The 24,444-nt window shown below is 68.5% G+C and carries 27 protein-coding genes and 1 pseudogene; 12 read left to right on the top strand and 16 right to left on the bottom strand.

Features of this window, described 5'->3' with window-relative positions:
- Positions 1–344: 344 nt before the first annotated feature.
- On the bottom strand, positions 345–1,535 hold the full coding sequence (locus GUY59_RS12390) for a YbfB/YjiJ family MFS transporter (RefSeq protein WP_138199878.1): 1,191 nt from the start codon (positions 1,533–1,535) through the stop codon (positions 345–347).
- Between the two features lie 163 nt (positions 1,536–1,698).
- Between GUY59_RS12390 and GUY59_RS12385 the strand changes: the two genes are divergently transcribed.
- Both GUY59_RS12385 and GUY59_RS12380 read left to right on the top strand, forming a co-directional pair.
- Positions 1,699–2,289 carry a TetR/AcrR family transcriptional regulator gene (locus tag GUY59_RS12385; RefSeq protein ID WP_138199877.1) on the top strand — a complete coding sequence of 197 codons (591 nt, stop codon included), beginning with the start codon at positions 1,699–1,701 and terminating at the stop codon, positions 2,287–2,289.
- 224 nt (positions 2,290–2,513) lie between these two features.
- Positions 2,514–3,323: a GON domain-containing protein gene (locus tag GUY59_RS12380; RefSeq protein ID WP_161714514.1), complete on the top strand. Its 810-nt coding sequence runs from the start codon at positions 2,514–2,516 to the stop codon at positions 3,321–3,323.
- 95 nt (positions 3,324–3,418) lie between these two features.
- On the opposite strand, the gene GUY59_RS12375 is transcribed toward GUY59_RS12380, so the two are convergent.
- Positions 3,419–4,075 (bottom strand): response regulator transcription factor, encoded by a 657-nt coding sequence (locus tag GUY59_RS12375; protein ID WP_138199875.1) that lies wholly within the window; start codon positions 4,073–4,075, stop codon positions 3,419–3,421.
- The gene (locus tag GUY59_RS50665; protein ID WP_201760776.1) at positions 4,072–5,226 is read right to left on the bottom strand and encodes a sensor histidine kinase; all 1,155 of its coding nucleotides are present in this window, start codon (positions 5,224–5,226) and stop codon (positions 4,072–4,074) included. The genes GUY59_RS12375 and GUY59_RS50665 overlap by 4 nt, the downstream gene beginning before the upstream one ends.
- A 117-nt stretch (positions 5,227–5,343) precedes the next feature.
- Between GUY59_RS50665 and GUY59_RS12365 the strand changes: the two genes are divergently transcribed.
- The 3 genes from GUY59_RS12365 to GUY59_RS12355 are packed head-to-tail and all read left to right on the top strand — an operon-like array spanning position 5,344 to position 7,672.
- The gene (locus GUY59_RS12365; RefSeq protein WP_138199874.1) at positions 5,344–6,042 is read left to right on the top strand and encodes a DUF998 domain-containing protein; all 699 of its coding nucleotides are present in this window, start codon (positions 5,344–5,346) and stop codon (positions 6,040–6,042) included.
- Entirely contained in the window at positions 6,039–6,935 is an 897-nt protein-coding gene (locus GUY59_RS12360) for an ATP-binding cassette domain-containing protein (RefSeq protein WP_138199873.1), read from the top strand. The genes GUY59_RS12365 and GUY59_RS12360 overlap by 4 nt, the downstream gene beginning before the upstream one ends.
- Positions 6,932–7,672, top strand: a complete 741-nt coding sequence (locus tag GUY59_RS12355) for an ABC transporter permease (RefSeq protein ID WP_138199872.1) — start codon at positions 6,932–6,934, stop codon at positions 7,670–7,672. The genes GUY59_RS12360 and GUY59_RS12355 overlap by 4 nt, the downstream gene beginning before the upstream one ends.
- 1,006 nt (positions 7,673–8,678) lie before the next feature.
- Here GUY59_RS12355 and GUY59_RS12350 read toward each other — a convergent pair.
- Positions 8,679–8,822, bottom strand: a pseudogene (locus tag GUY59_RS12350) (IS630 family transposase); the annotation flags it as partial.
- A complete protein-coding gene (locus tag GUY59_RS47435) occupies positions 8,767–8,982 on the bottom strand; it encodes a hypothetical protein (RefSeq protein ID WP_171055330.1) in 216 nt (71 codons plus the stop codon). The pseudogene GUY59_RS12350 and the gene GUY59_RS47435, both read right to left, overlap by 56 nt.
- Positions 8,983–9,247: 265 nt before the next feature.
- Between GUY59_RS47435 and GUY59_RS12345 the strand changes: the two genes are divergently transcribed.
- Positions 9,248–9,976 carry an SDR family oxidoreductase gene (locus GUY59_RS12345; RefSeq protein ID WP_138199871.1) on the top strand — a complete coding sequence of 243 codons (729 nt, stop codon included), beginning with the start codon at positions 9,248–9,250 and terminating at the stop codon, positions 9,974–9,976.
- Between the two features lie 545 nt (positions 9,977–10,521).
- Positions 10,522–11,457, top strand: coding sequence for a hypothetical protein (locus GUY59_RS47430; RefSeq protein WP_201760775.1), 936 nt, complete (start codon positions 10,522–10,524; stop codon positions 11,455–11,457).
- A 620-nt stretch (positions 11,458–12,077) separates the two neighbouring features.
- Here GUY59_RS47430 and GUY59_RS12335 read toward each other — a convergent pair.
- From GUY59_RS12335 to GUY59_RS12315, 5 genes are all read right to left on the bottom strand, one after another.
- Positions 12,078–12,317, bottom strand: coding sequence for a helix-turn-helix domain-containing protein (locus tag GUY59_RS12335; RefSeq protein WP_138199870.1), 240 nt, complete (start codon positions 12,315–12,317; stop codon positions 12,078–12,080).
- Positions 12,317–12,970, bottom strand: coding sequence for a DUF2975 domain-containing protein (locus GUY59_RS12330; protein WP_138199869.1), 654 nt, complete (start codon positions 12,968–12,970; stop codon positions 12,317–12,319). Before GUY59_RS12330 ends, GUY59_RS12335 begins: the two co-directional genes overlap by 1 nt.
- 99 nt (positions 12,971–13,069) lie before the next feature.
- A complete protein-coding gene (locus GUY59_RS51335; RefSeq protein WP_442938975.1) occupies positions 13,070–13,219 on the bottom strand; it encodes an ATP-binding protein in 150 nt (49 codons plus the stop codon).
- A gap of 84 nt (positions 13,220–13,303) precedes the next feature.
- Positions 13,304–13,741 carry a hypothetical protein gene (locus tag GUY59_RS47420; protein ID WP_201760774.1) on the bottom strand — a complete coding sequence of 146 codons (438 nt, stop codon included), beginning with the start codon at positions 13,739–13,741 and terminating at the stop codon, positions 13,304–13,306.
- 149 nt (positions 13,742–13,890) lie between these two features.
- Positions 13,891–15,426, bottom strand: coding sequence for an MFS transporter (locus GUY59_RS12315; RefSeq protein WP_138199867.1), 1,536 nt, complete (start codon positions 15,424–15,426; stop codon positions 13,891–13,893).
- A gap of 134 nt (positions 15,427–15,560) precedes the next feature.
- Here GUY59_RS12315 and GUY59_RS48570 point away from each other — a divergent pair, with 134 nt between their 5' ends.
- Together GUY59_RS48570 and GUY59_RS12305 are read left to right on the top strand one after the other, a co-directional pair.
- Positions 15,561–16,322, top strand: coding sequence for a TetR/AcrR family transcriptional regulator (locus GUY59_RS48570; RefSeq protein WP_201760773.1), 762 nt, complete (start codon positions 15,561–15,563; stop codon positions 16,320–16,322).
- 608 nt (positions 16,323–16,930) lie between these two features.
- The gene (locus tag GUY59_RS12305) at positions 16,931–17,119 is read left to right on the top strand and encodes a hypothetical protein (RefSeq protein WP_161714513.1); all 189 of its coding nucleotides are present in this window, start codon (positions 16,931–16,933) and stop codon (positions 17,117–17,119) included.
- A gap of 69 nt (positions 17,120–17,188) precedes the next feature.
- Here GUY59_RS12305 and GUY59_RS49975 read toward each other — a convergent pair whose 3' ends face one another.
- From GUY59_RS49975 to GUY59_RS12285, 5 genes are all read right to left on the bottom strand, one after another.
- Positions 17,189–17,323 (bottom strand): hypothetical protein, encoded by a 135-nt coding sequence (locus tag GUY59_RS49975; RefSeq protein ID WP_269128775.1) that lies wholly within the window; start codon positions 17,321–17,323, stop codon positions 17,189–17,191.
- Positions 17,317–17,640 (bottom strand): hypothetical protein, encoded by a 324-nt coding sequence (locus GUY59_RS12300; protein ID WP_138199866.1) that lies wholly within the window; start codon positions 17,638–17,640, stop codon positions 17,317–17,319. The genes GUY59_RS49975 and GUY59_RS12300 overlap by 7 nt, the downstream gene beginning before the upstream one ends.
- A 27-nt stretch (positions 17,641–17,667) precedes the next feature.
- A complete protein-coding gene (locus GUY59_RS12295) occupies positions 17,668–18,726 on the bottom strand; it encodes an IS110 family transposase (RefSeq protein ID WP_201760772.1) in 1,059 nt (352 codons plus the stop codon).
- Positions 18,727–18,998: 272 nt separating this feature from the next.
- A complete protein-coding gene (locus GUY59_RS12290; RefSeq protein ID WP_161714512.1) occupies positions 18,999–19,145 on the bottom strand; it encodes a hypothetical protein in 147 nt (48 codons plus the stop codon).
- 767 nt (positions 19,146–19,912) lie between these two features.
- The gene (locus GUY59_RS12285; protein WP_138199865.1) at positions 19,913–20,815 is read right to left on the bottom strand and encodes a LysR family transcriptional regulator; all 903 of its coding nucleotides are present in this window, start codon (positions 20,813–20,815) and stop codon (positions 19,913–19,915) included.
- Positions 20,816–21,003: 188 nt separating this feature from the next.
- On the opposite strand from GUY59_RS12285, the gene GUY59_RS12280 reads away from it, so the two are divergent.
- The gene (locus GUY59_RS12280; RefSeq protein ID WP_138199864.1) at positions 21,004–21,309 is read left to right on the top strand and encodes a DUF1330 domain-containing protein; all 306 of its coding nucleotides are present in this window, start codon (positions 21,004–21,006) and stop codon (positions 21,307–21,309) included.
- A 377-nt stretch (positions 21,310–21,686) separates the two neighbouring features.
- Here the strand turns inward: GUY59_RS12280 and GUY59_RS12275 are convergent, their stop codons facing one another.
- A complete protein-coding gene (locus GUY59_RS12275) occupies positions 21,687–22,067 on the bottom strand; it encodes a GntR family transcriptional regulator (RefSeq protein WP_161714511.1) in 381 nt (126 codons plus the stop codon).
- Between GUY59_RS12275 and GUY59_RS12270 the strand changes: the two genes are divergently transcribed.
- Complete coding sequence (locus GUY59_RS12270; protein ID WP_138199862.1) at positions 22,011–23,204, top strand: ATP-binding cassette domain-containing protein; 1,194 nt, start codon at positions 22,011–22,013, stop codon at positions 23,202–23,204. The genes GUY59_RS12275 and GUY59_RS12270 overlap by 57 nt on opposite strands.
- A 119-nt stretch (positions 23,205–23,323) precedes the next feature.
- Entirely contained in the window at positions 23,324–24,406 is a 1,083-nt protein-coding gene (locus GUY59_RS12265) for a metal-dependent hydrolase family protein (RefSeq protein WP_161714510.1), read from the top strand.
- Positions 24,407–24,444 lie beyond the last annotated feature (38 nt).

The following is a 24,444-nucleotide window of genomic DNA, read 5'->3' as shown; positions in this document are numbered from 1 at the left end:
GCCAACCTAATATCCGAGCAGCAGCACCCTCTTCGCCCGCGTGTTCTTGCGCCGCCGCGTGCCGCTCCTGGAAGATCCGCCTACGTAGCGGGACGTGATCACGAGCGGGTGGCTGACCCTGCGGCCGTTCACGTCCGCGGACACCCCGTGGGTTCACGAGGTGTCCTTGGATCCCGGCCTCCGGCGGTTCGTCGGGCTGCCTTCGCCCTATCGCCGCGAGCACGCGGAGTTCTTCGTCGAGCGGGTCGCCATCCCGGGACGGGAGACCGGCCGGCGAGTGGAGGTTCTCGCGGAGGAATCCGAAGGCGGCGCCCGCCCGGGTCGCGTGCACGGCGTCGAGACGGCTAGCCGCTCCGGGCCCATGGGACGCGCCGGGCCGGGCCGGGGCGCGTACGGCCTGCGGTGAGGGCGATCGCGGCGGCGGCGGCGCACAGGATCGCGGTCCACGCCAGGGTGGCCTCGGTCGAGGTGTGATCGGCGACCACGCCGGCGATCCACGGCCCGGCGGTCTGACCCGCGGCGAACACCGTGGTGAAGGCCGCCAGCGTGGCGGTCCAGTCGGCGGACGGGACGTTGCCCTTGATGAGGGCGGTGATCGCGGCGGGGACGCCCATGAAGGTCGCCCCGTAGACGATCGCCGAGGCGAGGATGACCGGTGGCGTGGGTGCCGCCAGCGCCAGCGCGGAGCCGCCGCCCAGGAGCGCGAGCAGGGTGGCCAGTGCCCGGGTGCCGGGCCATCGGGCGGTGGGACGGTTCCACAGTGCGGGCGCCGCGATCACGGCCAGGCCGAGCGCCGTCCAGGTGAGCACCACCTGCCCGAGCGGGGCGCGCTGGTCGGAGAGGTAGGCGGACAGGAACGTGATGTAGGTGATGTATCCGGCGGCGAACAGCAGGTAGGCCAGGGCGGGGCCCCACAGCGGGCGTACGCGGGCCCGTCCGGCCGTGGCGGGTTGCGCGTCCTCGTCCGTACGCGCCGCGCTCCAGCTCGCCACGGTCGCCAGCGCGGCAGCGGCGGCCAGGCCGACCCAGCCCAGGCGCCAGTGCTCTCCCAGAGCGGGGACGCCCACGCCGCTGACGACGATGCCCAGCCCGGTGCCGGCGAAGTACACGGTGATGGGCGTCCCCGAGGCCGCGCGGGCGGCGACGCGTGAGGCGATCACGCCGCCGGTGACGAACACCACCGCCCCCGCCACTCCGGCCGCGGCCCGCGCGGCCAGCAACGCCGGGTAGGCGTCGCTCACCACGGTGGCGGCGAGTGACACGGCCGTGAGCGTCATGCCGATGCGGAAGGCGGCGGCGGTGCCCCAGCGGCGCACGACCGCGGCGGTCAGCAGCGCGCCGAGGAGGTAGCCGAGCCCGTTGGCGGTGCTCATCGCCCCCGCCTCGGACAGCGTCCAGCGCAGGTCCTCCCGCATGGCGGGCAGGAGCAGTCCGTAGGCGAAGCGCGCGAGACCGAGGGCCGACGCGGTGCCGAGCGCCAGCCGGCCCGCCTGCCATGCCGCACCGGACCCCGTCTTCAGCGCCGTCCGCGTCATCGGTCGCGTGCCTCGGCGGCGGTATCGCCGCGGTGCGTCGCGTCCTGGGCGTTCCGGGCTTGCGGTGAGGCGAAGTGGGCGGGCATGTCACCCCATAGATCGAACCGATCGGTACGAACCTGATGCTAGCAGGCAGAACGAACCGGCCGGTACGATCTATGGCATGCCCGTTCCCAAAGGCTCGACGATCGACCCGGAGCGCACCCGGGCGGCCATCCTGGAGAAGGCCACCGAGGTGCTGTACGAACGCGGGCTCGACGGCATCGGCGTCGCCGAGCTGTGCGCCCGCGTCGGAGCCTCCAAAGAGACGCTCTACCGGCACTTCGGCACCAAGGACGGCCTCGTGGAGGCCATGCTGCGGGAGCGTAGCGAGCGGGTGGCGAACAGGCTGGCCGAGGCCGCCGCCGCCGCGGGAGAAGACCCCGGCGACCAGCTCGCCGCGGTGTTCGACGCCCTCCAGCGGCGCTACGACGAGCCGGCCTTCCGTGGTTGCCCGATGCTGAACGCGGCCGCCCAGCACCACGTCGAAGCCGTACGCGCCATCGCCGCCCGCCACCTTGACCGATACCTCGAGCTCCTGACCGGCATCGCCGCCCTTGCCGGAGTCGCCGATCCCCCCGCCCTGGGGCGGCAGCTGCTCATGCTGGTCCAGGGGGCGACCGTCGTCGCCGCGCATCACGACCGGGCGGGCGCGGGCGCGACAGCCAGGGAGGCCGCGCTCACCCTGCTGTCCGCCGCCGCTCGGCAGGACTGAGGCGTTCCGCATGACAAATCGCCATATCTGGATAGCCGTGCATATTTCTTTATGGAAAGCCCAAACGGTTTTGGGACAGTGATTCTCCGACCCATGCCCAGCGGCACCGTCGACGCCATGAAGCGGGTGTTAATGTCCGCAACGCAAACGGTCCGCCCGCAGGTGGAGGGGAAATCTCATGGCTCGACCGAACGTCCGAATATCGGCATTTCTGGCGGCAATGGGTGCCGCCCTGCCGGTGGTGGCCCAGGTGCCGGCTCACGCCTCCGCCCTGCCGGTCTTCAGCAGTTGCCAGGACGTCCGCCGGACAAATCCCGATCGCCCGGGACGGCACGTATCTGCTCATCAACAACGGAAACGTGTTCACGGCGTACTGCCACAACATGGCCACCACGCCCAGCGAATACATCACGCTCGCCAGGACGGGCCAGGACGCCAATTTCTCGCAGTACACCGCCGGCGGTGCCTCGCCCGGCACGAACGTCAGGACCACCTTCACCCGGCTGCGCGTCGACCCCCGCACCTTGACCGTGGACGTCGGCGACCTGACCTTCGCGTCGTCCACCGGTTCGCTGCGGCACGGCTCGACGACCGTGACGAGCATGCCCTACGGCACCGCGATGGCGTGCAACGGGCGGGCCGACGGCCGGGGCAACATCGACCTGCGTGACACGCCGTTCCGGGTGAACGACACCTTCGTCACGGGCGGCAACGGCTCCAGCGGATCGGCGAGCGTGAGCGCGCGCAACCAGGTGGTCAACCTGCTCGGCGGCGGCTACTGCGGCTGGATCACGTCCGCTCCGGCGATGTACAACCCCTTCAACCCGAGGCCGGGCACGCCCCACATCGAGCTGAGGTGCGCCCGGAACGGCATGATCTTCTCGGGTGACCAGATCTGCGTCCGCCTGAACAACGGCGCCCCGGTCACCACGCAGGTGCGGCAGCCGGGCAGCCAGGGCCGGGTCATCGTGCAGTACGGCGACAGGGCGGTGGCGGTGCTGGGCCGCGACGGGCAGGTCCGCTCCCTGGGCTGAGAGGCCCCGCTCGACGTACGAGTGCGGCAGGCCCGGTTCCCCGGTCGGTAAGCCGGGCCTCCTGCTGTACGCGGAACGCACGGGGCTCGCCCGCGCTACCTGCCCAGACCGGCCTCGTAGGCGAGCAGCCCGGCCTGGGTGCGGTTGGTGCACCGCGTCTTCGCGAGGATGCGGGAGATGTGGCCTTTGACGGTGGTCTCGCTCAGGAACAGCGTGGTGGCGATCTCCGCGTTGGACATCCCCCGGGAGAGACAGACCAGCACCTCGCGTTCCCGTTCCGTCAGCTCGTCCAGGCAGGCGAGCCTGCGGTCACGGGCCGCCAGCCGGCTCGTGGTGGTGGCGAGCAGGCTCGTGGCGGCGGTACGCGACATCACGGTGTGGCCCTCGGCGGCGACGCGGACCAGGCCGATCAGATCCTGTGGCGACGTCGACTTCAGCAGGAAGCCCGACGCGCCCGCGTGGAGTGCGCGCAGCACGTACTGGTCGGCGTCGAACGTGGTCAGCACGACCACGTGCGGCGGCCTGGCCAGCTCGGCGATCCGGCCGATGGCGGTGATCCCGTCGACGCCCGGCATCCGCAGATCCATCAGCACAAGGTCGGGACGATGGCGGACGACCTCTTCCACCCCGGCCGCCCCGTCGTACGCCTCGCCGACCACCTCGATGTCACCGGCCGAGCCGAGGATGGTACGCAGATGCGCGCACACCATCGGCTCGTCGTCCACCACCACGACCCTGATCGTGTCGCTCATGTGCTCGCCGTCACCTGGGTGGGCAGGGTCGCCTGGAGCTCGAAGCCTCCGTCGCCGCGCGGCCTCGCCACCAGCGTGCCGTTGACCAGCTCGACCCGCTGCCGCAGGCCCAGTAGCCCGGTGCCCGGCCCAGGACCGGCCAGTGCCGGGTCGGCCGGACGGGTGGGCGCGGTGTTGCGCACGGTCAGCCGTACGACCTCGCGGTCGTAGTGCGCCTCGACGCGGGCGGACGCGCCCGGGGCATGTTTGCGCACGTTGGTCAGCGCCTCCTGGACGATCCGGTGGGCGGTACGGCCGACGACAGGTGAGAGCGGCGACCGGTCGCCGCGTTCGGCGAGCTCGACGGGGACGCCCACGGACTCCGACTCGGCGATCAGCGTGCCGAGGTCGGGCAGGACGGGCTGAGGCATGGTGGCGTGATCGGCGTCGCCGTCGGCGTCGCGCAGGATCCCGACGAGGTCGCGAAGTTCGGCCAGGGCCTGGCAGCCGGTCGTGCGCAGCGCCTCCGCGGCCTCCTCGGTGCGATCGTCGGTGGCGGACACCTGCAGCGCGCCCGCCTGGAGGACCATCAGGCTCACCCGGTGGGTCACCACGTCGTGGATCTCGGCCGCCAGCCGCACGCGTTCCTCGCCACGGGCCTGCTCGGCCATCAGGTGCCGTTCGCGTTCGGCTCGTTCGGCCCGTTCGCGCAGGGACGCGAGCAGCTGCCGGCGCGCGGCCACGTACAGGCCCAGCAGCGCGGCGGCGAAGGTGATCAACGAGGTGCGCAGGCCGATCTCGACCCACGCCTCCCACGGCCTGAAGATGAGCGCGGTCAGGACGACCAGCGCCGCCACCGGGATCATCGCCGTGCGGCGGTCGGCCGCGAACACCATCGCGGCGTAGGCGGCGAACGGCGCCGCCGGCGGCCACCAGAGCAGGTCAGGGTTCCCGGGGATGCCGCCGGGAAGGAACGGGAGCGCCGCGGTGGCGCCGGCCACCAGCCACGTCACCGCCACCGGCGCCCGCCGGCGCAACACCGGCACCAGCGCGGCGGCGAGCAGCACGGGGGCGGTCAATCCGCCGTGCCGCAGCTGCTCCCCTGTCAGGGTCAGGCAGATCGCCACCGGCAGCGCGTCGGCGGCCACCACACGGATCAGCCGGGCACGCACACGACCACCTTAGGCGGCGGCCTGCTCGCGCGGGCCCTACGAAAGTACGGTTTCCCGCGCGGCGGACGCTACCGCCGCAGCTCCCGCCGCACCGCGCTCCCGCGGTCGAATCGGAGCATGTCCCCATCAACGACACGGGCCCTGCTGGCCTGCGGGGCCGTCGCCCCGCTCGCCTCGCTGCTGACGTTCCATCTCGACATGGTGTTCCGCACCGGGTACGACCCGCTGCGCCATGCGCCGAGCCTGATGATGACCGGCGAGCGAGGCTGGGTGCAGATCGCCAATTTCGTGGTCACCGGAGCGCTGATGATCGCGTGCGCGGTGGGGGTGCGGCGTGCGCTGCCCGCCGGTCGCGCCTCCCGATGGGGGCCACCGCTGGTGGCCATCTACGGGACGGCCATGATCGCCACGGGAGTGTTCGTCACCGACCCGCAGATGGGCTACCCGCCGGGAACGCCGCCCGGCCTCCTGCCCGGCGTCAACGCCGGTTCGAGCTGGCACGGAAACCTGCACTGGGTGTCGGTGTTCGTCATGTACGCGGCGGCGACGCTCGCCTGCTTCGCCTTCGCCAGGCGCTTCGCCGCCGAGCCCGGCGGGCGGGTGTGGGCGGCCCTCCTCGCCGGCACCGGCGTCCTGACGCCCGTGATCATGTACGGCGGCAGCCTCGTCCTCCAGCCGCTGTCCCTGTCCGGCGAGTGGTACGCGGCGCTCGACGGGATCGCGAGCCGCCTGGTCATCCCGCTCGGCTGGATCTGGGCGGCGCTGGTGTCGTACCGCCTGCTCAGGACCCGTGCCACCGCGGAGGTGAACGCGTGATCGAGGTCCGCCGGCTCACCAAGGTGTACGGCGCGGGACGCGCTGTCGACCGGCTCACTTTCACTGTCAAACCGGGCGTCGTCACGGGATTTCTCGGGCCGAACGGGGCCGGCAAGACGACCACGCTCCGCATGGTCATGGGGCTGGACCGGCCGACGGAGGGGACGGCGACCGTGGCCGGGCGCCGCTACGCCGACCTGGCCGATCCGCTGCGCACGGTCGGCGCGCTGCTCGACGCCCGCGCCGTACATCCTCGAAGGACCGCCCGCGACCATCTGCGCTGCCTGGCGGCGAGCGGTGGCATCGCCGACCACCGCGTCGACGACGTGCTCGGGCTGGTCGGACTGGATCAGGCGGCACGCAGGCGGGCGGGGGAGTTCTCGCTCGGCATGAGCCAGCGGCTGGGGATCGCGGCGGCGCTCCTGGGCGACCCCGAGGTGCTGGTTCTCGACGAGCCGGTGAACGGCCTGGATCCGGAAGGCATCCGGTGGATCCGCGGGTTCATGCGGAGCCTGGCCGCGGAAGGGCGCACCGTACTCGTCTCCAGCCACCTGATGAGCGAGATGTCCTTGACCGCGGACCACCTGATCGTGATCGGACGCGGCCGGCTCCTGGCGGACGCGGGCGTGGCAGAGCTCACCGGCCCGCAGTCGGTGCTCGTGCGCGCCGCGCGGCCGGCGGAGCTGGCCGGGCTCCTGTCGGCCGAGGGCGCTTCGGTGAGCAGGTCGGGGCAGGCGCTGACCGTCACCGGCATGGGCAGCGCCGCCATCGGAGCGCTCGCCGCGGTCCGCGGCCTGGCCCTCATCGAGCTGACCCCTCAACGGACCACCTTGGAGGAGGCGTACATGGGTCTCACCGGCGACAGCGTCGAGTTCGGAGGAGGGGCGTCATGAGGGCCGCACTGCGGGGGGAGTGGCGCAAGCTGCGCACGCTGCGATCCACCGCCTACGGCCTGATCGTCCTGGCGGTGCTCAGCGTGGGGTTCGGGGCGCTGTTCAGCGGCGGCGCCGCCGGGAGCCACCGGGAACGGCCAGCGGAGTTCGACCCCGCCGCCCTCAGCCTCCAGGGCGGAGTGATGTTCGGCCAGATCGTCATCGGAGTCCTGGGCGTGCTGTCGATCACGTCCGAGTACGCCGCCGGCACCATCACGGCCGGCCTGGCCGCGGTGCCCCGGCGCGGGCGGCTGTTCGCGGCCAAGGCCGCCGTCGTCGGCGTGGTCGCCGCCGTGGCGGGGCTGTCGGCCGCGCTCGCCTCCTTCCTCATCGGTCAGTGGGTGTTCGCGGCCGGAGGGGTGCCGTACGCGGGTCTCGGGGACGCAGGGGTGGCGCGGGCCGTTCTCGGGGCCGGGCTCTACCTCGCGCTGATCGGGCTGCTCGGGCTGGCGCTGGGCTTCCTGACCAGGTCGACGGCCGCGGGCGTCACGCTGCTCACCTCGATGACCGTGCTCGTCCTGGCCGTCCTGCAGCTCCTGCCGCAGTGGGCCGCGGGCCTCTGGCCGACCGTCGCCGGCATGCAGGTCGTCACGACTCTGCCCGGCTCGTCGCCATGGCCGGGCTTTGTCCTGTTCACCGTGTTCGTCGCCGTGCTCACGGCCGCCGCCCTCTGGACGTTCCAGCGCAGGGACGCGTGAGTCACGGTCACGCCGGCCTTCCCACGGGCCTGCCTCGTCGGCGCCGCCCACGACGGAGCCCGGGGGGTGGCGTGACGGGAGGTGCGGTCCGCGCCGGCGGCGCGTGAGATAATGACGGGTACGGAGCCCTCTCCGCCTCGGACCGGTCCAGGCGAGAGGGTTTTCTCATGCCCGCGGTGACGCCTTCCCGCCGGCGCCTTCCCTCACGTGATCAAGGAGTGATCCCATGGACCTCGGTCTGACATGCCCGCGTTTCACCTGGCCCGGTGGCGACGCCGCCATCGCCGCCAGGTTCGCCGCCGCGGCCCGCGGCGCCGACCAGGCGGGGCTGCGCATGAAGGGAGGGGATGTCAGGTGCTCCGTACACGGCCGGCCGGCAAAGCTGCTGGTGCGGGACACCGCCTCCCTCATGCGACCAGGAAGACTGCCGTCTTCCTTCTTCGCATGTACTTAACCTCGGGTATTCAGCCGAGGGAGCTGGCTCTGCCTGAAACATGAGAAAAGGTGCCCCTGACCTGCAAGGATTTTGGGTGTCGACGCCATATCCAGTGCAGAAGCAGGTGCACCTTTCTGGTGAACGAGCGTACCGGGTGGGACCGCCGGCTGTCCGTCACAGCCGATGGAAAAGGGCTGGTGGGTCATGCGGGAGCGGTGCTGCTGCACAAGATCGCCGACCGGGTCGGGCAGCTTTGACTCGGCCAGCATCTCACGCGGAGTCTTCACGCGGGCCCTCGCGGCGGACCTGCTCCGACAACCGTCACCGCGGCCGTGGTGGGCGTGGCATTGACAAACTGCCGCAACCGCTCCGTCTCCTCCAAGGTCGCTGCCATGACGCCGGTGTATCCGCTACCGAGCACGGCCACATCGGCGTTCGGTCATGGTGTCTCCTTCGTTTCTAAGGGCTCGGCCTCAAGACACGGGGTGACCGATCGTTGTGACAGGGTGTGAGGCAGATCACTCCATAGGGTGGGTTCGCTAAGAAATGACAATCTGTGCCTGGATGATGACGGCGCCTGCGGTGGAGGGAGCCGATCACCTGGCCCGAGATCACCTCCAGAGCTGCGAACAACGTGGTGGTGCCGACCCGGACATAGTCATGGGTGGCCCGCTCGGGAACACCCGGCATGATCGGCAATACCGGCTGCGAGCGACGCCACCACCTTGGTGGACACAGGCAGGCCGTTCTCGCCGATCGCATCACACGCCAGGATCAGCCGGGCCCGCAACGCCATGTCCTCGGCGCCCTTGCGCCGCCATACCCACCGCTCAAGCTCAACCCGCTCGCCATCGCTCAGGTGCAGCGGCTCCACCTTCGGTCCCGGATGCCCCATAGCCAACAACACTGGACGAAATTACTGACTCAGGACACTAGGGCTCGCCCGCGCGCTCTACGCCCTGTCCTGGCCGATCCTCGTTGACCGGCGAACACCACCCGGTTCGTCTACTTGGATCCGGCGGCGCGGAAGTTCTTCGTCCATTGAAACCGGGTCTCCACATCGACAATGAAAGAGACCTCCGGTAAGAGGGTTGATCGGACAAGAGCAATCTGCACCGGGGACCTCCAGGAGTGACACCATGAGATTCGACAACCACCGTATCGTCATCGCGGCCGCCGGCCGCGACTTCGGGCGAACCCTGGCGATCCGGCTCGCGGACCTCGGCGCCGAGGTCTTCCTCTCCGCTCGCAGTCTCGATGCCGCCGAACGTGTCCGCGACGAGATTCATGCTCGTGGCCATCAGCGGGTTCATGCCTTCGCCTGCGACTTGACGGACCCCGCCTCCATTCGCGATTTCGCCTCCTCCGTCGCGCGGCACACCGACCGTGTCGACGTCCTCATCAACAACGGCTCCCGCTACCTCGAAGGGCCGGACCTGCTGTCCGCGACGGACGCCGAGGTCGTCGACACCATCGCCTCCGGTGCCACCGGCACGGTCCTGACCACGAAGAACTTCCTTCCTTTCCTGCTCAATTCCGATAAACCGGATGTCGTGACGATGATTTCGGCTTGCGGAACATCGGGCCACCACCGGTCGGACGCCCACGACGCCTTCTACGCGTCCAAGAGCGCCCAAGCGGGGTTCACCGAGATCCTCTCCAAGCGCCTGCGACCCCAAGGAGTCCGGGTGATATCGCTCTACCCGCCCGCCTTTGACAACGCGGACCCGCTCAACGAGGAGTGGGAAGCCACCCCGCGCGGCTCCACGGACGCCCTCACCGCGCACTCGCTCGTGGAGTGTATCCTCTTCGCGATCACCCAGCCCCGCGACTGCTTCATCAAGGCCTTCCACTTTGAACAGGTTTGATGACCAGTCGTCCGATCCAGGCTAAAAGCGCGGATAGCGCCCTCCCATCTAGTCGCCCCCTACCAGCCTCGGATGCTCGGTCGAGGCGGGATGCGGGACGGCGAAGCGGACCGCCTAGCATCGGGCATGTGGATCTCGTGGGGGCGGGTGTGGAGGAGCGGTCGCCGGAGGGCGTGTTCGCGACTTCTCAATCGAAGTCAGGTAGGCCGGGAACTGCTCGACCGGCTCGATCGGGACGTGCTCGTCCCCGAGCAGAGTCCATGACTCCGTCTCTGAATGAGGCCGAGGTGACGCGGAAGGTTCGCGAACTGGAGAACCAGCGCGAGTCAGGCCAAGTGAGCAAGGTCGGCAGGCCTCCCACCATGGCTGAATGGATGTCCCAGGTTCCTCGGCCCGGTTGGCATCATCGGCCGCCTGCACTGCTGCCGCTGCCTCAGGCGGCTCAACGAAGCGGCCGCCAAGGACTCCTGCCCGGGCTGCGGCAAACAACGGGCGCTGCAGGCCGACACCGCCCGGTGCATCACGTGCTCACGCGTCTGCACCGAATGTGGGCATCCCGGTCCGCTCGCCGGAGGCGACGCTGTGCCGGGACTGCACCCGCAAGGCTCGGCAGCGGGCAGCGCAACAACCGTGCCCGCGCTGCCGCCGCCCCGGGCTATCTGCGCCAATCCACCGGCTGGTGCGGGACCTGTTCACGTCCTCGCCAGGAAAAAGACCCGCCGCGCGTCTGCGCTGACTGCGGTCAGCTGCGCTCGCATGCCGACCACGGCCTGTGCTCGGCCTGCTGGCAGCGCCGCCCCGAACGGCCCTTCGTCGCCGGCGAGAACCTCATTGCCCGGCTGGCCGCCCCGCCGCCCTGGCTGGGCGACCTCATCGGCCACCTGGCCGCCGGTCACTCTCCGGCCCGGGCCTGCGTCCTGATCGGCCAGCTGGGACGGCTGCCGGACGACGAACATCCCAACCACCCCCAAGCCCTGCTGGAGCGGGCTCGCTTGCCCGGCCGCTCGATGGGGCCCTTGGCCCGAGGGCTGGAGGTCTTCTTCGTCGAACGCGGGCTGGCGCTGGCCACCGATCACGCCGACCGGCTGGCCGCCGGACGCCGTCGCCGCCGGATCGACGCCGGCCCCGAGCCGCTGCGGCCCGCGGCGGAGGCCTTCAACACCTTCCTGCTGCGCTCCCGCGAGCGCGCCCGCCGGGCCGGAACGCTGCCCCGCGCCGACATCACCCTCGATATCAAGCTGTCCACCCTGCGCGATCTGGCCCAGCACGTCAGCGCGCGAGGGAAGCAGGACTGGGCCCTGGTCGACGTGCACGACATCGAGACGTTCCTTGCCGCTCAGCCCAAGAACCGGCCCCGGCGGCTGCAGATCGCCCGGCAGTTCGCCCGCTTCGCCAAGAGTCGCAAGATGATCCCGATCGACCCCACCAGCGGACTGTCGGAAGGCGGCCAAGGGCTTCATCGGCCAGACGCTCACCCTTGACCAGCAGAGAGGCCTCTTTCAGAGATGGATCACCGACCCTGCCGTCCACCCGCACGAAGCTCTGCTGGGCATCCTCGCCCTGCTGCATGGTGCCTCCAGTGCTGAGGTCCGCCACCTGCTGCTGGACGACATCGATCCCGCCAACCGCGCCATCCGTCTCGGCCAACGCCCCCACCTCGTGCCCATGGATCCGGCCAGCTGGAGCACCGTGCAGCGATGCATGGCGCACCGCGAGACTCAGCAAACCAGTAACCCGCATCTGATGGTCACTAAGGGCACCAAAGCGGGCCGGAGCCCGGCCTCGGTCGCTTATGTCAGCCACGTCCTGGACCCGTCCGGCATCTCACCACGGATGCTCCGCTCCAAAACTCGTCGCCGTGGCCTTCGGGATGCACGCCGAAGGCGCCATGATCTATCTCGCTGATCATGTCGTCGATGGGAGACTATCGATCAAGAGGGAGCCTGGGTGAACTGTCCTGTTCCCGGCCGCGATCACCCTCGAAGGCCGGTGACGAGAGTTCTTGCTCCGTCTCCCGAAGGGCGCCATGAACCATAGCGGTTCGCCCTCAGCCTGATTCGCATGGCAGGTGCGGTAGCAGGCGAAAGGAGAGCGCGTCCGCTCACTGTTCCTCTCCAAGGTGATAGCTGAGCAGGTCGCCTGGCTGGCAGCCGAGGACGTCACAGATCTTGGTGAGAGTGGTGAACCGGATGGCCTTGGCCCGGCCGTTCTTCAGAATGGACAGGTTGGCCACGGTCACCCCTACCCGATCTGCCAGTTCGGTCAGTGTCATGCCACGCTCGGTCAGGAGTTGGTCGAGGTGAACGGTGATGGCATGGGTGTCCATCTCGGCCGGCGACATCAGACGGTGCCTTCCAGGTCATCGCGCATCCGCACTCCAGTGCGCAGGACGTTCGCCAGCGCCAGCAGCCCGAGCCCGACGAGCGGCACGATCACGGGGATCTCTTTGACGCCGAAGTAGGACTCGTTCACGGCCATCGTGTCCAGCAGTGCCATCATCGCGAAGTGCTCGATCTGCGGCGCCAGCAGGCCACTGGCGAGCAGCCACCAGCCCAAGACACGCACCTGGGCCGCGGCCTGCGGCAGGTAGGCGCCGTTGCGAGCCCGCCACAGCAGCCGCCACAGCAGGAAGAACGCGCCGACCGTGACGGCGAAGCTCGGGAAGGTGGTCAGGGCCTGCAGGATGTACTGGCCGGTGTCAGGCGATCCGTCGATGAATTGAAGATCGCCTGCCAGGGCCGTGACGCCTGGTCGGGTCATTTCCGTGAACGCCAGCTCATCGAGACTGATGCCGTAGCTGCTGGGTGACTGGGCCACCACGTGCTGGTAGGTCAGGCCGAAGAGTCCGGCCCTGGAGTAGAGCACCAAGCCGGTGATCATCCCGGTCACCAGGACGAGAACCGCGAAGACCGCAGGTCGACGCGCCACTCGTCCGATAGTGCTGTGCTGTGCAGTCATCAGCCCGCTCCGATTCATATCGTTTTTCGATGCCATCGAAAAACGATAGCATCGAAAAACGATATGGCAAGCTGTCTCGATCGACAGGGCGTCCCAGCCGGAACCCGTGACGTTTCGGCGCTGCCTGGCACACGTTCACGCGAACATGTGCGCTTTGCCGAAGCTCTTGTTCGAGGCCAAGATGATCGAGCCCTTCTCGTACCGCTTGGAGATCACCTGGAAGATCAGGTTGGCCTCGCCGCGTTCGAGGATCTCGTGTCGGGTCGGAGACGGGACGCCGTGCACCGTTTCGGGTGTCGGTTTTCCCGTGCCCGCCCAACCGGACGTCCCCGTTAGCCGAGCATCCGGCTCTCCACGTGATCCGATAAATCAGGCGAGGTATTCACTGACCTGGCCGACGAAGCCCACATCATCGTGGTGGGTCTTGCGGAAGCGAGCTCCCTTGGGGTCCACCTCGTCGATGTTGTAGGGCGTGCTGATCTGTGCTCCGCGATAGCGGTAGCGTTCGACCTTCATCTTCGCCGGGTTGTTGAGGACGATGTCGTCCGCCGCGATGCGGCAGCCCGTCCCAGTGCCGCTCATCCACCACGTGCTTTGCACGACACCGGATGGCCGCAGCTGTGCCCGCGCTCGGCCGAGATCCTTGCCGCCCTCATAAACCATCCACAAGCTACGACCACCCAACTCGCCGAGGCGGCCGCCGCTCGGACACCACACCGCTGGACCAGCGCCGAGCAATGGCTGGAGTCCAGCGTCTGAGATGTCGTCGTCGAACACCTTGGGGCGGCCGCGCTCGCGTGCCGACATGATTGCCTACATGCGCAGCTTGCGCGAGCGCGGGGTGCCGGTGCCGGAGATTGCGCCAAGCCGGTCATCCCCACCGCAGGAACAAGGGCGTCATCCGCCGCTGGCCAGCGTCTACCGGGTGCTGGCTGGGGGACACCGTCACCGGCTGATCACGGGTTTCTGTTTGCCGCGGGTTGTGGGAGGTGGCGTTTGCTGATGAGAATTAGTACCAGTGCGATGGTGATGATGGCCAGGCCTGCGGAGCTGTAGAACACGGCCGAGGCGCCGGAGGCGATGGCATTGCCGAGAAGGTCTTCGATCGTTGCGCGGGCGCTTGCGGGGGTGAGGTCGAGGACGCGTTGGACGTCGCCGTTGGCGGCGGCGAGGACGGCCTCGCGCGCTGCGGCGGGCAGGGGCGGTCCGGCGGCGACGAAGTCGGCGATGCGGGCAGTGTAGACGGCGCCGAGGACGGCGGTGCCGATGCCGGCCCCGATGGAGGCCAGACTGGTGATCGTCCCGGCGACCATGCCGGCATGTTCTTTGTCGGTGACGTTCATTGCGACGGCCATCACCGGGGCGCCGGCGATGCCGCCGCCGACGCCCCAGATGAGCAGGGGAATGGTCAGCAGCCATGGGGAGATGTCCGGGGTGGAGGCCAGTGCCAGCAGGGCAGCGCCGGCCGCTTTGCAGGCGTAGCCGGCGGCGATGACGTAGCCGGGGACGTATCGGCTCAAGAGCTTGCCACCGAGCATGCCCGCCGCCATCTGGGCGAGGAAGACGGGCGTGAGGAGCAGGCCGCTCTGCGTGGGATTCAGGTGCAGCGACCATTGGAAGTACTGCACGAAGTAGACCGTGCCGCCGATACTCAGGACACGAGAAATGAAAACCGCCAGGGCGGCGCCGGTGAAGGCCGGCTTGCGGAACAGGGCGAGGTCCAAGGTGGGCGCACCGGCCCGGACCTGGATCAAAAGGAAGAAGGCGAACAGGACGGCCGCGATAGTGAGCTGCGTCAAGGTCGCCGCCGATCCCCAGCCCTGGTCCTCGCTACAAAGCAGCGCCAGGTTAGCCAGGGCGAGTACAGCGATCAGCAGTACGGTGCCCGCCCAGTCGAGGCGGCCGTGCCGGAATCCCTGTTGGGCCCGGCCGGAGGCGTCGGACGGAAGGGTACGCAGGCACATCACGAAGGCCGCGACACCGATCGGGACGTTGATCAGGAAGATCGCGCGCCAACTCAGCGTCTCGACGAGGACGCCACCCAGCAGGGGAGCGATCAGACTGGCGGCGGTCGCCGCGCTGCCCCAGGTGGAGATGGCCATATTGCGCCGTTCGCCGTCCAGGTGCCGGGAGAGCAGGGGCAGCGCATTGACCATCAAGATGGCGCCACCGATTCCCTGGACAGCCCGGGCGAGGTCGAGCACCACGGTGGTCGACGCCGCGCCGCAGACGATCGAAGCGGCGGTGAACAGGGTGATGCCGAGCAGGTACATGCGGCGCCGGCCGATGCGGTCGGACAGGCTTCCCGCGACTTGGGTCACCGCGCCCATTGCGATGACGTAGCCGATGATCACCCATTGGATGCCGGCGAGTGTTCCGCCGAGGTCTTCTTGGATCGCAGGCAGGGCGAGGGTGACGATCGTCATGTCGATCACGACCAGCGCGGTGCCGGCGATGACAAGCCCGAGAATCGCGTGTCCCCGGACGGTCATTGGGTGGCTGGGGGCGGCGCGCTCATCGGAGAACGCCGGAGAGTCGCGTTTGGGTAAGGCACCTAAGGAGGATGACGTAGATCGGGTCTTAAAGTCAACGATACGTGAAGTTCGTTGAGAGCTATGCTCGGGGGGTGCCCCATGATCCCGACAGGGCCGGCGCCGCCGACGCGGAACCCGCCGATACCCAGAACCCCCGCCGACGACGGCGGCCGCTCACGCGCAAGGGCCGGCCGACCCTGACCAAGGACCACATTGCCCAGGCGATGCTCGACCTTGCCGGCGTGCACGGCTTCTCGTCCGTTACCATGCGGCTGCTCGCCGAGCATCTCGGCGTGACGGTGCGAGCCCTGTACAACTACGCCGAAGGCCGTGATGAGATCGTGGCCCGCGCGGTGGCGCTGTTCGTGGAGCAATGGCCGGCGCCCCGGCCGGATCCGAAGCGCTGGGAGCACAGCATCCGGGAGTACGGTGCCGCGATGCGCGCGGTTTACCGGCGCTACCCCCGCGCCCTGCTGGTATCGCTGGACGAGCAGATCGACGGCCTGGCGATCCACGAGGATCGCCTGGCCCACACCGATGCCTTTCTGGGCATGCTGCGTACCGTCGGGCTGGACCTCGCCGACGCTCAGGTCGTGCACAGCGATCTGGCACTGCGCGTCTTCGGGTTCGTCCTGCTCGTGGACTACCGCCAGGACCAGGGCGAGCCGGTCATGGAGCACACCCCGGTCCCGCTGCCCTGGCTGCAGGTACATCCCGCCCTGGCCGTCCCGCACCTGCGCGAAGCGGTCGCCGCCGCTCCTCTGATGACCGTGGACGAGGCGTTCGAGCGCACCATGGACGGACTCATCGTCATCGTGCGCGACCTGCTGGCCACCACACGGCAACTCCACTAGCTCTGACGCCTGGCGTGGCCATCGGGCACGATGGCCACGCCGGGTGGTGACCGCGTCGGGGACGAGTCGCCAATGAGCCGGATCTGCTTCGCTCACAGGAGCAGGAAGCCGATCGCCAGGTCGGAGATCACGGTACGCAAAGCCATCGCCGATGCGGTCTCCAGGCTGCTCACGCGATCCTCGCGTCGGATCCAGGCGAGGTAGTGAATGGTGACCGGGACGGGACACCACCGCCGCGGTGGACAGGGCCAGGCGAGGCGAGTGCTGCCCCAAAACGATCCAGGTGCTGAGGGGAAAGGGCGTTGACGCTGACCTGCCACTGGAGCGCGGTGGCGAGTACCACTCAAATGGTGCGGAAGGCACAGTGAGCGCAGCCGAGGACCGACTTTCCACCCGGACGTTTCCCACCCATCACGCCCGCGTGCTGATCGAGATCGCACGCGATCCCGAGGCGCGGACACGCGACATCCGCCGTCCGCATCGGCCTCACCGATCGTGCGTTCCACGGCATCGTCACCGACCTGCACCAGGCCGGCTACCTGCCCGGTGCGCCGGTCAGATGCTCCGGGAGATCAGTCCTTCGGCGGGTTGGCCTCCTTGCTCTCCAATTGCTGCTTGGCCCCGCGCACCTCTGCGCGTACGTCGGCGGGCAGCCGGCGACGCAGGATCGTCTCCAGCAGCCAGCGCAGGAACGGTACGAATTCGAACGCGAGACGCTGCTCATGATGGCGAGAGCCGTGTGGGACGTGATCGACGGCGACAAGGACCTGGGCCGACTGTCCATGGGTAGATCATGAAATTGGGCTCTGGCGCGATCAGTGGGGAGCTGTTGCGGAACGTGACGGTCGTGTCGGGCACGCCGTGAGCTACGCGCGTTCGCGGTAGGGGACGCAACCGACGGCGAGATGCCCGGCCTGGATGGCTGCGAGGATCCGGGCCTGGAAGGTCTGGTCGTCTCCGACGCGTGCGTCGCCGTGAGCGCCCAGCTGGCGCTTCAGCACGCCGTGGAACTGGTCTCGTTGTGGCCCGGATACGACCTCGAAGCCGAGGCGGACGGACTCGGTAGGCGAGCCAGGTCCTCGATCTGCTCGCTGAGCCGGTCCATCATCTCGCGATGTCGGTCCTGCGCGGCGCGCACCGCGTCGGCGAGCGCCGGCGAATTCTTCGGCTCAGCCCGATCCTGCTCAAGGGGCATGGACACGAGCCTGTCCACGTGGGTCAGGACCCCACGGTAGCCCTGGCGCGACACACCCAGCACCCGGGCCACCAGGGAGACCTCGTGGTGGTCCTTCTCCGCATGGATCAGCCGGAACTTCATCTCGGCAGATCCGTCTCCCGGATGCTCCTATGTCGTCAAGCCGCGGCTGCGATTGGCTGGTCGGTGTCGCGGGCCGAGGTGTCCACGGTTTCGAGCGTGCGGTAGACCACGTCGGATAGGCGTCGGCGGAGCAGCCGGATGGGCCTCGGTGCGGGTCTTGCCCTCGGCCATGAGCTTGTCGACGTAGGACTTGCCAGCCCCGGTGGCGCGGGCTTGGGTGACGGCGATCATGTGAAGGGCGCAGTTCATGCGCCGGTTGCCGCCGCGGTTGAGACGTACCCGGCTGCTGTTGCCCGACCACACCGGGATGGGGGCGGTGCCGGTGAAGCGGGCGAAGGCGGCCTTGGAGCGGAAGCGGTGCACGCCGGCGGTCTCGCCGATGATGGTGGCCGCGCCGAGCACCCCGCAGCCAGGGATGGCCAGCAGTTGCGGGGCCAGAGCGCGCACCAGCTTGCGCAGCTGGCTCTCCAGCTGGTTGATACGCACCGTCAGCTGGCGGCAGCGTTCCAGCAGCTCACGAGCGATCTGCGCGACCACTCCGGGCATGTCTGCCAAGTGTTCGCAGAGCTCATCCTGCAGGCAACGGCGACGCAGGCCGCGGGAGGGAATGTCCAGTTCGGGGTCGAGTTCGTGCAGGTGCCAGCGGAGCTGACTGCAGCTGCGGGTCCGCTGGACGACCAGGTCGTCGCGGTAGTCGGCCAGCAGTTTCACCTCTCGCGACGGGCCGTCCAGGTGCGCGATGGGCAGGTCCGGCTCGCGCAGCGCGACCCGGCCGACCGCCAGCGCGTCGATCGGGTCGGACTTGCCGCGTTCTCGGCCACCGCGGCGCTGGCCCGCCATCAGCTGGGTGGTCACACGCACCACCCGGTAGCCGGCCCGGAGCAGATCGTCCTCCAGACGCCGGGTCACGTGCCGGCAGTCCTCGATGGCGAACACGACGTCGGGCCATTGGCTCGCCCAGGCCACGGCGTCCACGTGACCGTCCGGGGTCGCGCGGACGGTGCGCTCAGCGAGTTTGCGGCCGACCCGGTCGACCGCGACCAGGCTGTGGGTGCGCTTGTGGGCATCGATGCCGATGACGACCAACTGTTCCTCCTGCAGCCTGTTTACCAGGCAGTTCGGTCCATGCCAGTCCGGCGGGCACGCCTGCATCGAGCCGTCGCACGCTCCTATCAAGCCACACCGGGCGGCAGGACCCCGGCGGGCCGCACATCGGGACAAGCCACCAGCACCTAACCGGGGCAGCGAAAAACGAGCGAACCCGCCGGGGACGTCATCGATAATATTTACGCAAAGGAGAGTCGGCGGCGGGAGTTTCACCCGCCGCCGCTCGCAGAACCGTGAGTGAACCTCTCAGCTCACACGGCTCTCATCATCCAGTCGTCCTCGGCGGCAATCGACTGCCCATCAACACCCGCCGCACCTTTATTGGCCGCAACCTTCTGATACGCCTCCCACACCAACTGCTTCGAAATATCGAACGGTTTCGACCTCGACTCATCCACGCGTTCCTCCCGCGCACGGTTGACACGCAAACAAGCCACGGATGACCCGCCCCCTTCGCTCCACTCCCATTACAGGAGGTTCCGCACTACTACGGGACGGTCCGCCCCTGTGCTCTGGACCGGCACTCCGCCTCTCACGGTTTCCGCCGCTTGAGGAACTCCCTCCACCTCGCCTGTCGTGCGAGGATCCCAGGACGACAGGCTCTCCTGTTCCATGCAAGAGCCTGGATCGCGCTCGCGCCCTCTTCATGCCGGACACCACCAGAGCAGCAAACAGGTATCCCTCTGGCTCATCCCGGAACCGCTTTCCCATCCCGGTTTTGATGTCATCTACCGCATTTCGACACGTCAACAAGGGTTCGGTTCCACTCGCCTTCACGATCCACACCTCCGGGCTAACTCCACACTCACCACCCTCCGCTGCTCGCATCAGATGCGAGAAAGCCGCATCCCATGCGAGTCGCTCAGGCAAGCGCAGGTCGTCCGTAGAAAAGACCTGAATCAACCGACCGCCGAGCCCCTCAAATCGCTAACGTCATCCCTGGCGCTGCTCTGTCGCTGCTGGTCGACGCAGTCAGCCACCCGCCCGTCGATAACGCTTCGCGAAGGATCGCGAATTCGCATCAGATGCAATTGGCGGCGTTTGGAGCAATGGAACAGTGGTTGGCGTTAAGCATTGACCGACGTCATCATCACCGCGAAGTCCGCCGGGCGCAAGGTCTCGGCCTCGCCACCGCAGGCGTCCGTCTCGCTTGACCTCTTGCGCGTCAGTCCGGCAGCCAGTGCAGCTCGTGCGCCAGGGTTTTGGCGACGGCACGGATGCGGCGGTGTAGCGGCGACTGCTCGCGTGGGAGGACCAGGTGGATCGTCAGGCTGGGCGCGCCCCGCAGCGGTCGCCAGGTGAGACCGGTCGGTTGTGCCGTGACCGCGGCTTCTCCGGCCGGGGCGAGGGTGACCCCGTCGCGCAGGTCGCGCTGAGACATGTCGAAAGAGACTGCGGGCGTGCGGAATCGGGGGTGTGGCCGGGTGTCTCGGAACAGTGCGGACAGCTGATCGTGGATCACGGGGTTGGCCGCACGGTCCGGGAGTCGCAGCGGATACGCGGCCGCGTCGGCGATCTCGATCTCCGGGTGTTCGGCCAGCGGATGGTGCTGCGCCAGCTGGACCCCGACGCGCATACGCCGCAGCAGGAACCGGCGCACGCCACGGCCCGGCTGTTCACCGCGGGTGATCCCGGCATCGATGCGGCCGTCGGCGACCGCGGGGGAGATCTCCGGTGTCGCCATCGGGACCGCGCCGACCTCGAGTCCGCTGTTGCCGCGAATCAGCCTGTCCACCAGGGCCGGTGCCGTCTCGGCCCCGGCGCTGAGGCTGTATCCGATGCGCAGCGTCCCCAGTTCACCGGCCGCCGCGCTTCGGGCGGTGTCCCATGCCCGGTCCAGCACCGCCAGCGCGGGCGGCGCGGACTCCGCCAAAGCCGCACCGGCCGTGGTCAATACGACGCTACGCGTGTTGCGGACCAGCAGGGCCGTACCGAGTTCTGCCTCCAATCGGCGCATCCGGGCGCTGAGTGCGGGCTGTGCGATACCGATCCGTGCGGCCGCGCGGGTGAAGTTCAACTCCTGCGCCAGCACCAGGAAGTACCGCAGGCTCACCGTATCCGGCGCCACGTGCCCTCCCCGCCGATTGATAACGATCCGTTCTGAGTTTATCCCGTACCGGTCTTTCCCTCGACCGCACATCAAGCCCTAACCTGCGCATATGACGATTCAACTGACCGCAGTACCCGTCGCCAGGATCGATCGATCTGAGTGTCAATTCGAAGTCGGACGTGTCCGGCCCAACACAGGAGATTTCCATGGCTAAGGGCTACTGGGTCAGTGTCTACCCCGCCATTTCCGACCCTGAGAGGCTGACTGCCTACGACAAGCTGGCCGGTCCGGCTGTCCAGGCTGGAGGCGGGCGCGTCCTGTCCCGGATCCCGTCCCGTGGCGGTCGAGTCGTCGCCCGCGAGGCCGGAATCACGCAACGCGTCGTTCTGATCGAGTTCGACAGCTTTGAACAGGCCGTCGCGGCGTACGAGAGCGAGGCATACCAGACGGCGCTGGTGGCCCTCCCCGACGGCTTCGAGCGCGACTTCCGCATCATCGAAGGCGTCGACTGACCGGCGGGCCCAGCCATCGCTGAACGGGTGACCGGCGGGAACGCCCGCCGTCAACGGCGTCCATGACGTCGGTCAATGCTCAACGCCAACCACTGTTCCATCGCTCCCCGAGGCCGGATCCGAAGACCATCCGCAGCACTCTTCTGCATGCATCCAGCTGTACATGCAGGTCAGAGCGATGCAGTGCCCAGAGTAGACAAGGCGTCGGCCGCACTGGACCTCGATAGCCGGGAGCGAAGACACCGCCTCACCAACTGAACCCACCCCAGCACCAACGACTCCCGAGCCAACGCTCGGGAGTCGTTGCATCACCGCTCCGACCAGCTCAACACGACCCGGCGACCCTTTCTGCCAGTGTGGCGCCCCGGCCCCAGCGGCTACTCGTCGGTGCTGTCGCCGGTGGCCCATACTCCGCGTACGTGCCTGATGTGGCGGCGCATCAGGGCTTCGGCGCCGTCGGCGTCGCCCGAGCAGATCAGGTCCAGGAGTTCGGTGTGTTCGTGGGCGGTGGAGGCGAGTTCACCACGGTCGGCCAGTTGGGGGATGCCGTACAGGCGGGAGCGCAAGCGCAGGCCGCGGACGGTGTCCACCAGGCTCTTGTTGTTGCCGTACGCGAGCAGTTTCAGGTGGAACTGCAGGTCGATAGCGCTGAACTCGATCGGGAGCTTGTCGCGCGCCGTACGTTCGAGTTCATCGGCGAGATGGCGCAGTTCCGCGAGTCCAACGACGCCGAACGCCGGCTTGAGCAGTACCCGCACGAGATTTCCGGCGGCATGCGCCAACGAGTGCTCATCGCCATCGCCATCGCCATCGCCAACCAACCCGACGTCCTGATCGCGGACGAGCCGACCACCGCGCTCGACGTGACCGCCCAGGCCCAGGTGCTCGACCTGCTCAAGACGACCGCGGACCGGCACGGCATGTCGGTCATCCTGGTCACCCACGATCTCGACGTCGTCGCGGAGTTCTGCGACGAGGTCGTGGTGATGAAGACCGGGGAGATCGTCGAGACCGGCACCGCACGGCAACTCTTCTCCGCTCCACGCGAGGACTACACCCGTCACCTGCTCGACTGCATCCCGCGCGCCGGCGACCGCAGGCCGGGACCCGAGTTCGACTACCAGGTGGAGACAGAGCCGGTCGTGCGCGTCACCGGCCTGCGCAAGCAGTACGGCAGGACGACCGTGCTGGAGGACGTGGACCTGACGATCCACGCGCGGGAGACCGTGGGCATCATCGGCGAGTCGGGCGCGGGCAAGTCCACCCTGGCCAGGACCCTCATCCGGCTGGAGACCCCGTCGGGCGGCACCGTCGAACTGGCCGGGGCCGACTTCGGCCGCGCCAGATCAAAGCACCTGCGTGAGCTGCGCCGCGACATCCAGATGGTGTTCCAGGATCCGTTCAGCTCGCTCGACCCGCACATGCAGATCCAGGACATCGTGGCCCAGCCGCTGATCGTCCACGGGCTCGCCAACCGCGCCGCTGCCCGAACACGCGCCGCCGCGATGCTCGACGGTATGGGTCTGGGCACGGAATACCTGGAACGGGTGCCACGCAACTTGTCAGGCGGCCAGCGGCAGCGGGTCGCCATCGCGCGGGCGCTCATTCTCGGCCCCGCCCTGACCGTTCTGGACGAGCCGATCTCCGCGCTCGACGTGTCAGTCCGCGCCCAAGTGCTCGACCTGCTACGCGAGGAACAACTCGCGCTGGGCACCGCATACCTGTTCATCGTGCATGACTTGGCAGTGGCCAGATATTTCTGCGACCGCATCGCGGTGCTGTTCGAAGGGCGGATCGTCGAGTACGGCACGCCGGAGGACCTCTTCGAAAATCCGGTGCACCCCCACACCAAGCGACTGCTGGGCGCGATCCCCGACCCATGGAGGAACAACTGATGAGCGTCATCGGACTGCGCGGCGCGACGGTCTTCGATTCGACCGGCCGCGACCCTCACCGTGCCGATCTCCGGCTGCACGACGACGTCATCGACAAAGGCACGGGACCCGCCGACGAGGTGCTCGACCTCGACGGGCATACCGTACTGCCCGGTTTCATCGACGCGCACGCGCACGTGGGCTTGCTCTCGTTGTACGGCCAGGCGTTCTGGTCGGCGGCCGAGCAGGCGGGCTATGTCTTCAGGAACCTGCGAGAATCTCTCGACCAGGGCTTCACGACCCTGCGCGACCTCGGCGGCATCGACGGCGGTGTCCTCAAGGCCATCAAGGCCGGCCTGATAAATGGCCCGCGCGTACATCCGAGCGGGCAGATCCTCTCGCAAATCGGTGGGCACGGCGACATGCGGCCGAAGTTCTCCGACGAGCCGGACAATCCCGGCCTTGGCGGTGGCCTGGTCCGCAATCACGCCCTGTGCACGGGCCCCGACCAGGTCAGAGCCGCCGTGCGCAACCAGTTCCGCCGCGGCGCCACCCAGATCAAGATGTTCGTGACTGGCGGTGTCCTGTCCGAGGGCGACCCGCTGGAGTCACCCCAGTTCACCGTCGAGGAGATCCGCGCGGCCCAGGACGAGGCCCAGAGCCACGGCTCGTACGTCACCGTGCACGCCCACACGGACACCGGACTGCTGCGCGCCCTGGAAGCCGGCGTCCGCTCATTCGAACACGCGTCGATGATCGATGAGGAAACCGCGTCCGCGTTGCAGCGCAGCGGCTCCACCGTCGTGCCGACGCTCGCGGTAGACGAGATCCTCGCCTCCGACCCCGCCGCCTGGGGCGTGCCTGACCATCTACTCGATGACCTCGACCACCTGCACACCGAACAACGCCGCTCCCTCACGATGCTGCACGATCTGGGGGTATCGCTCGGCTCCGGCGCCGACCTCATCGGTACTGAGCAGCGCACCAGGGCCCGCCAGATCTACCTGATGGCCAAGGAGATCGGCCTCGCCAACGCCATTGAGTCGGCCACACGCGTCAATGCCGAACTCCTTCGCATCTCCGACAGGGTCGGCACGATCGAGCCGGGCAAGCTGGCCGACCTCGTGATCTATGAGGGTGATGCCGCCGAGGACCCCGAAATCATCGGCACCCGTCCACCGAAATACGTCATCCAGTCCGGCCGCATCATCCGCAGACTTTGACCCGGGCCGGCACAGTAGGTCTTGGTAGGTTCGATCTG

The sequence above is a fragment of the Nonomuraea sp. K271 genome (assembly GCF_009908215.1).
GTDB lineage: Bacteria > Actinomycetota > Actinomycetes > Streptosporangiales > Streptosporangiaceae > Nonomuraea > Nonomuraea longispora.
This window is presented reverse-complemented; position numbering and strand designations above follow the sequence as displayed.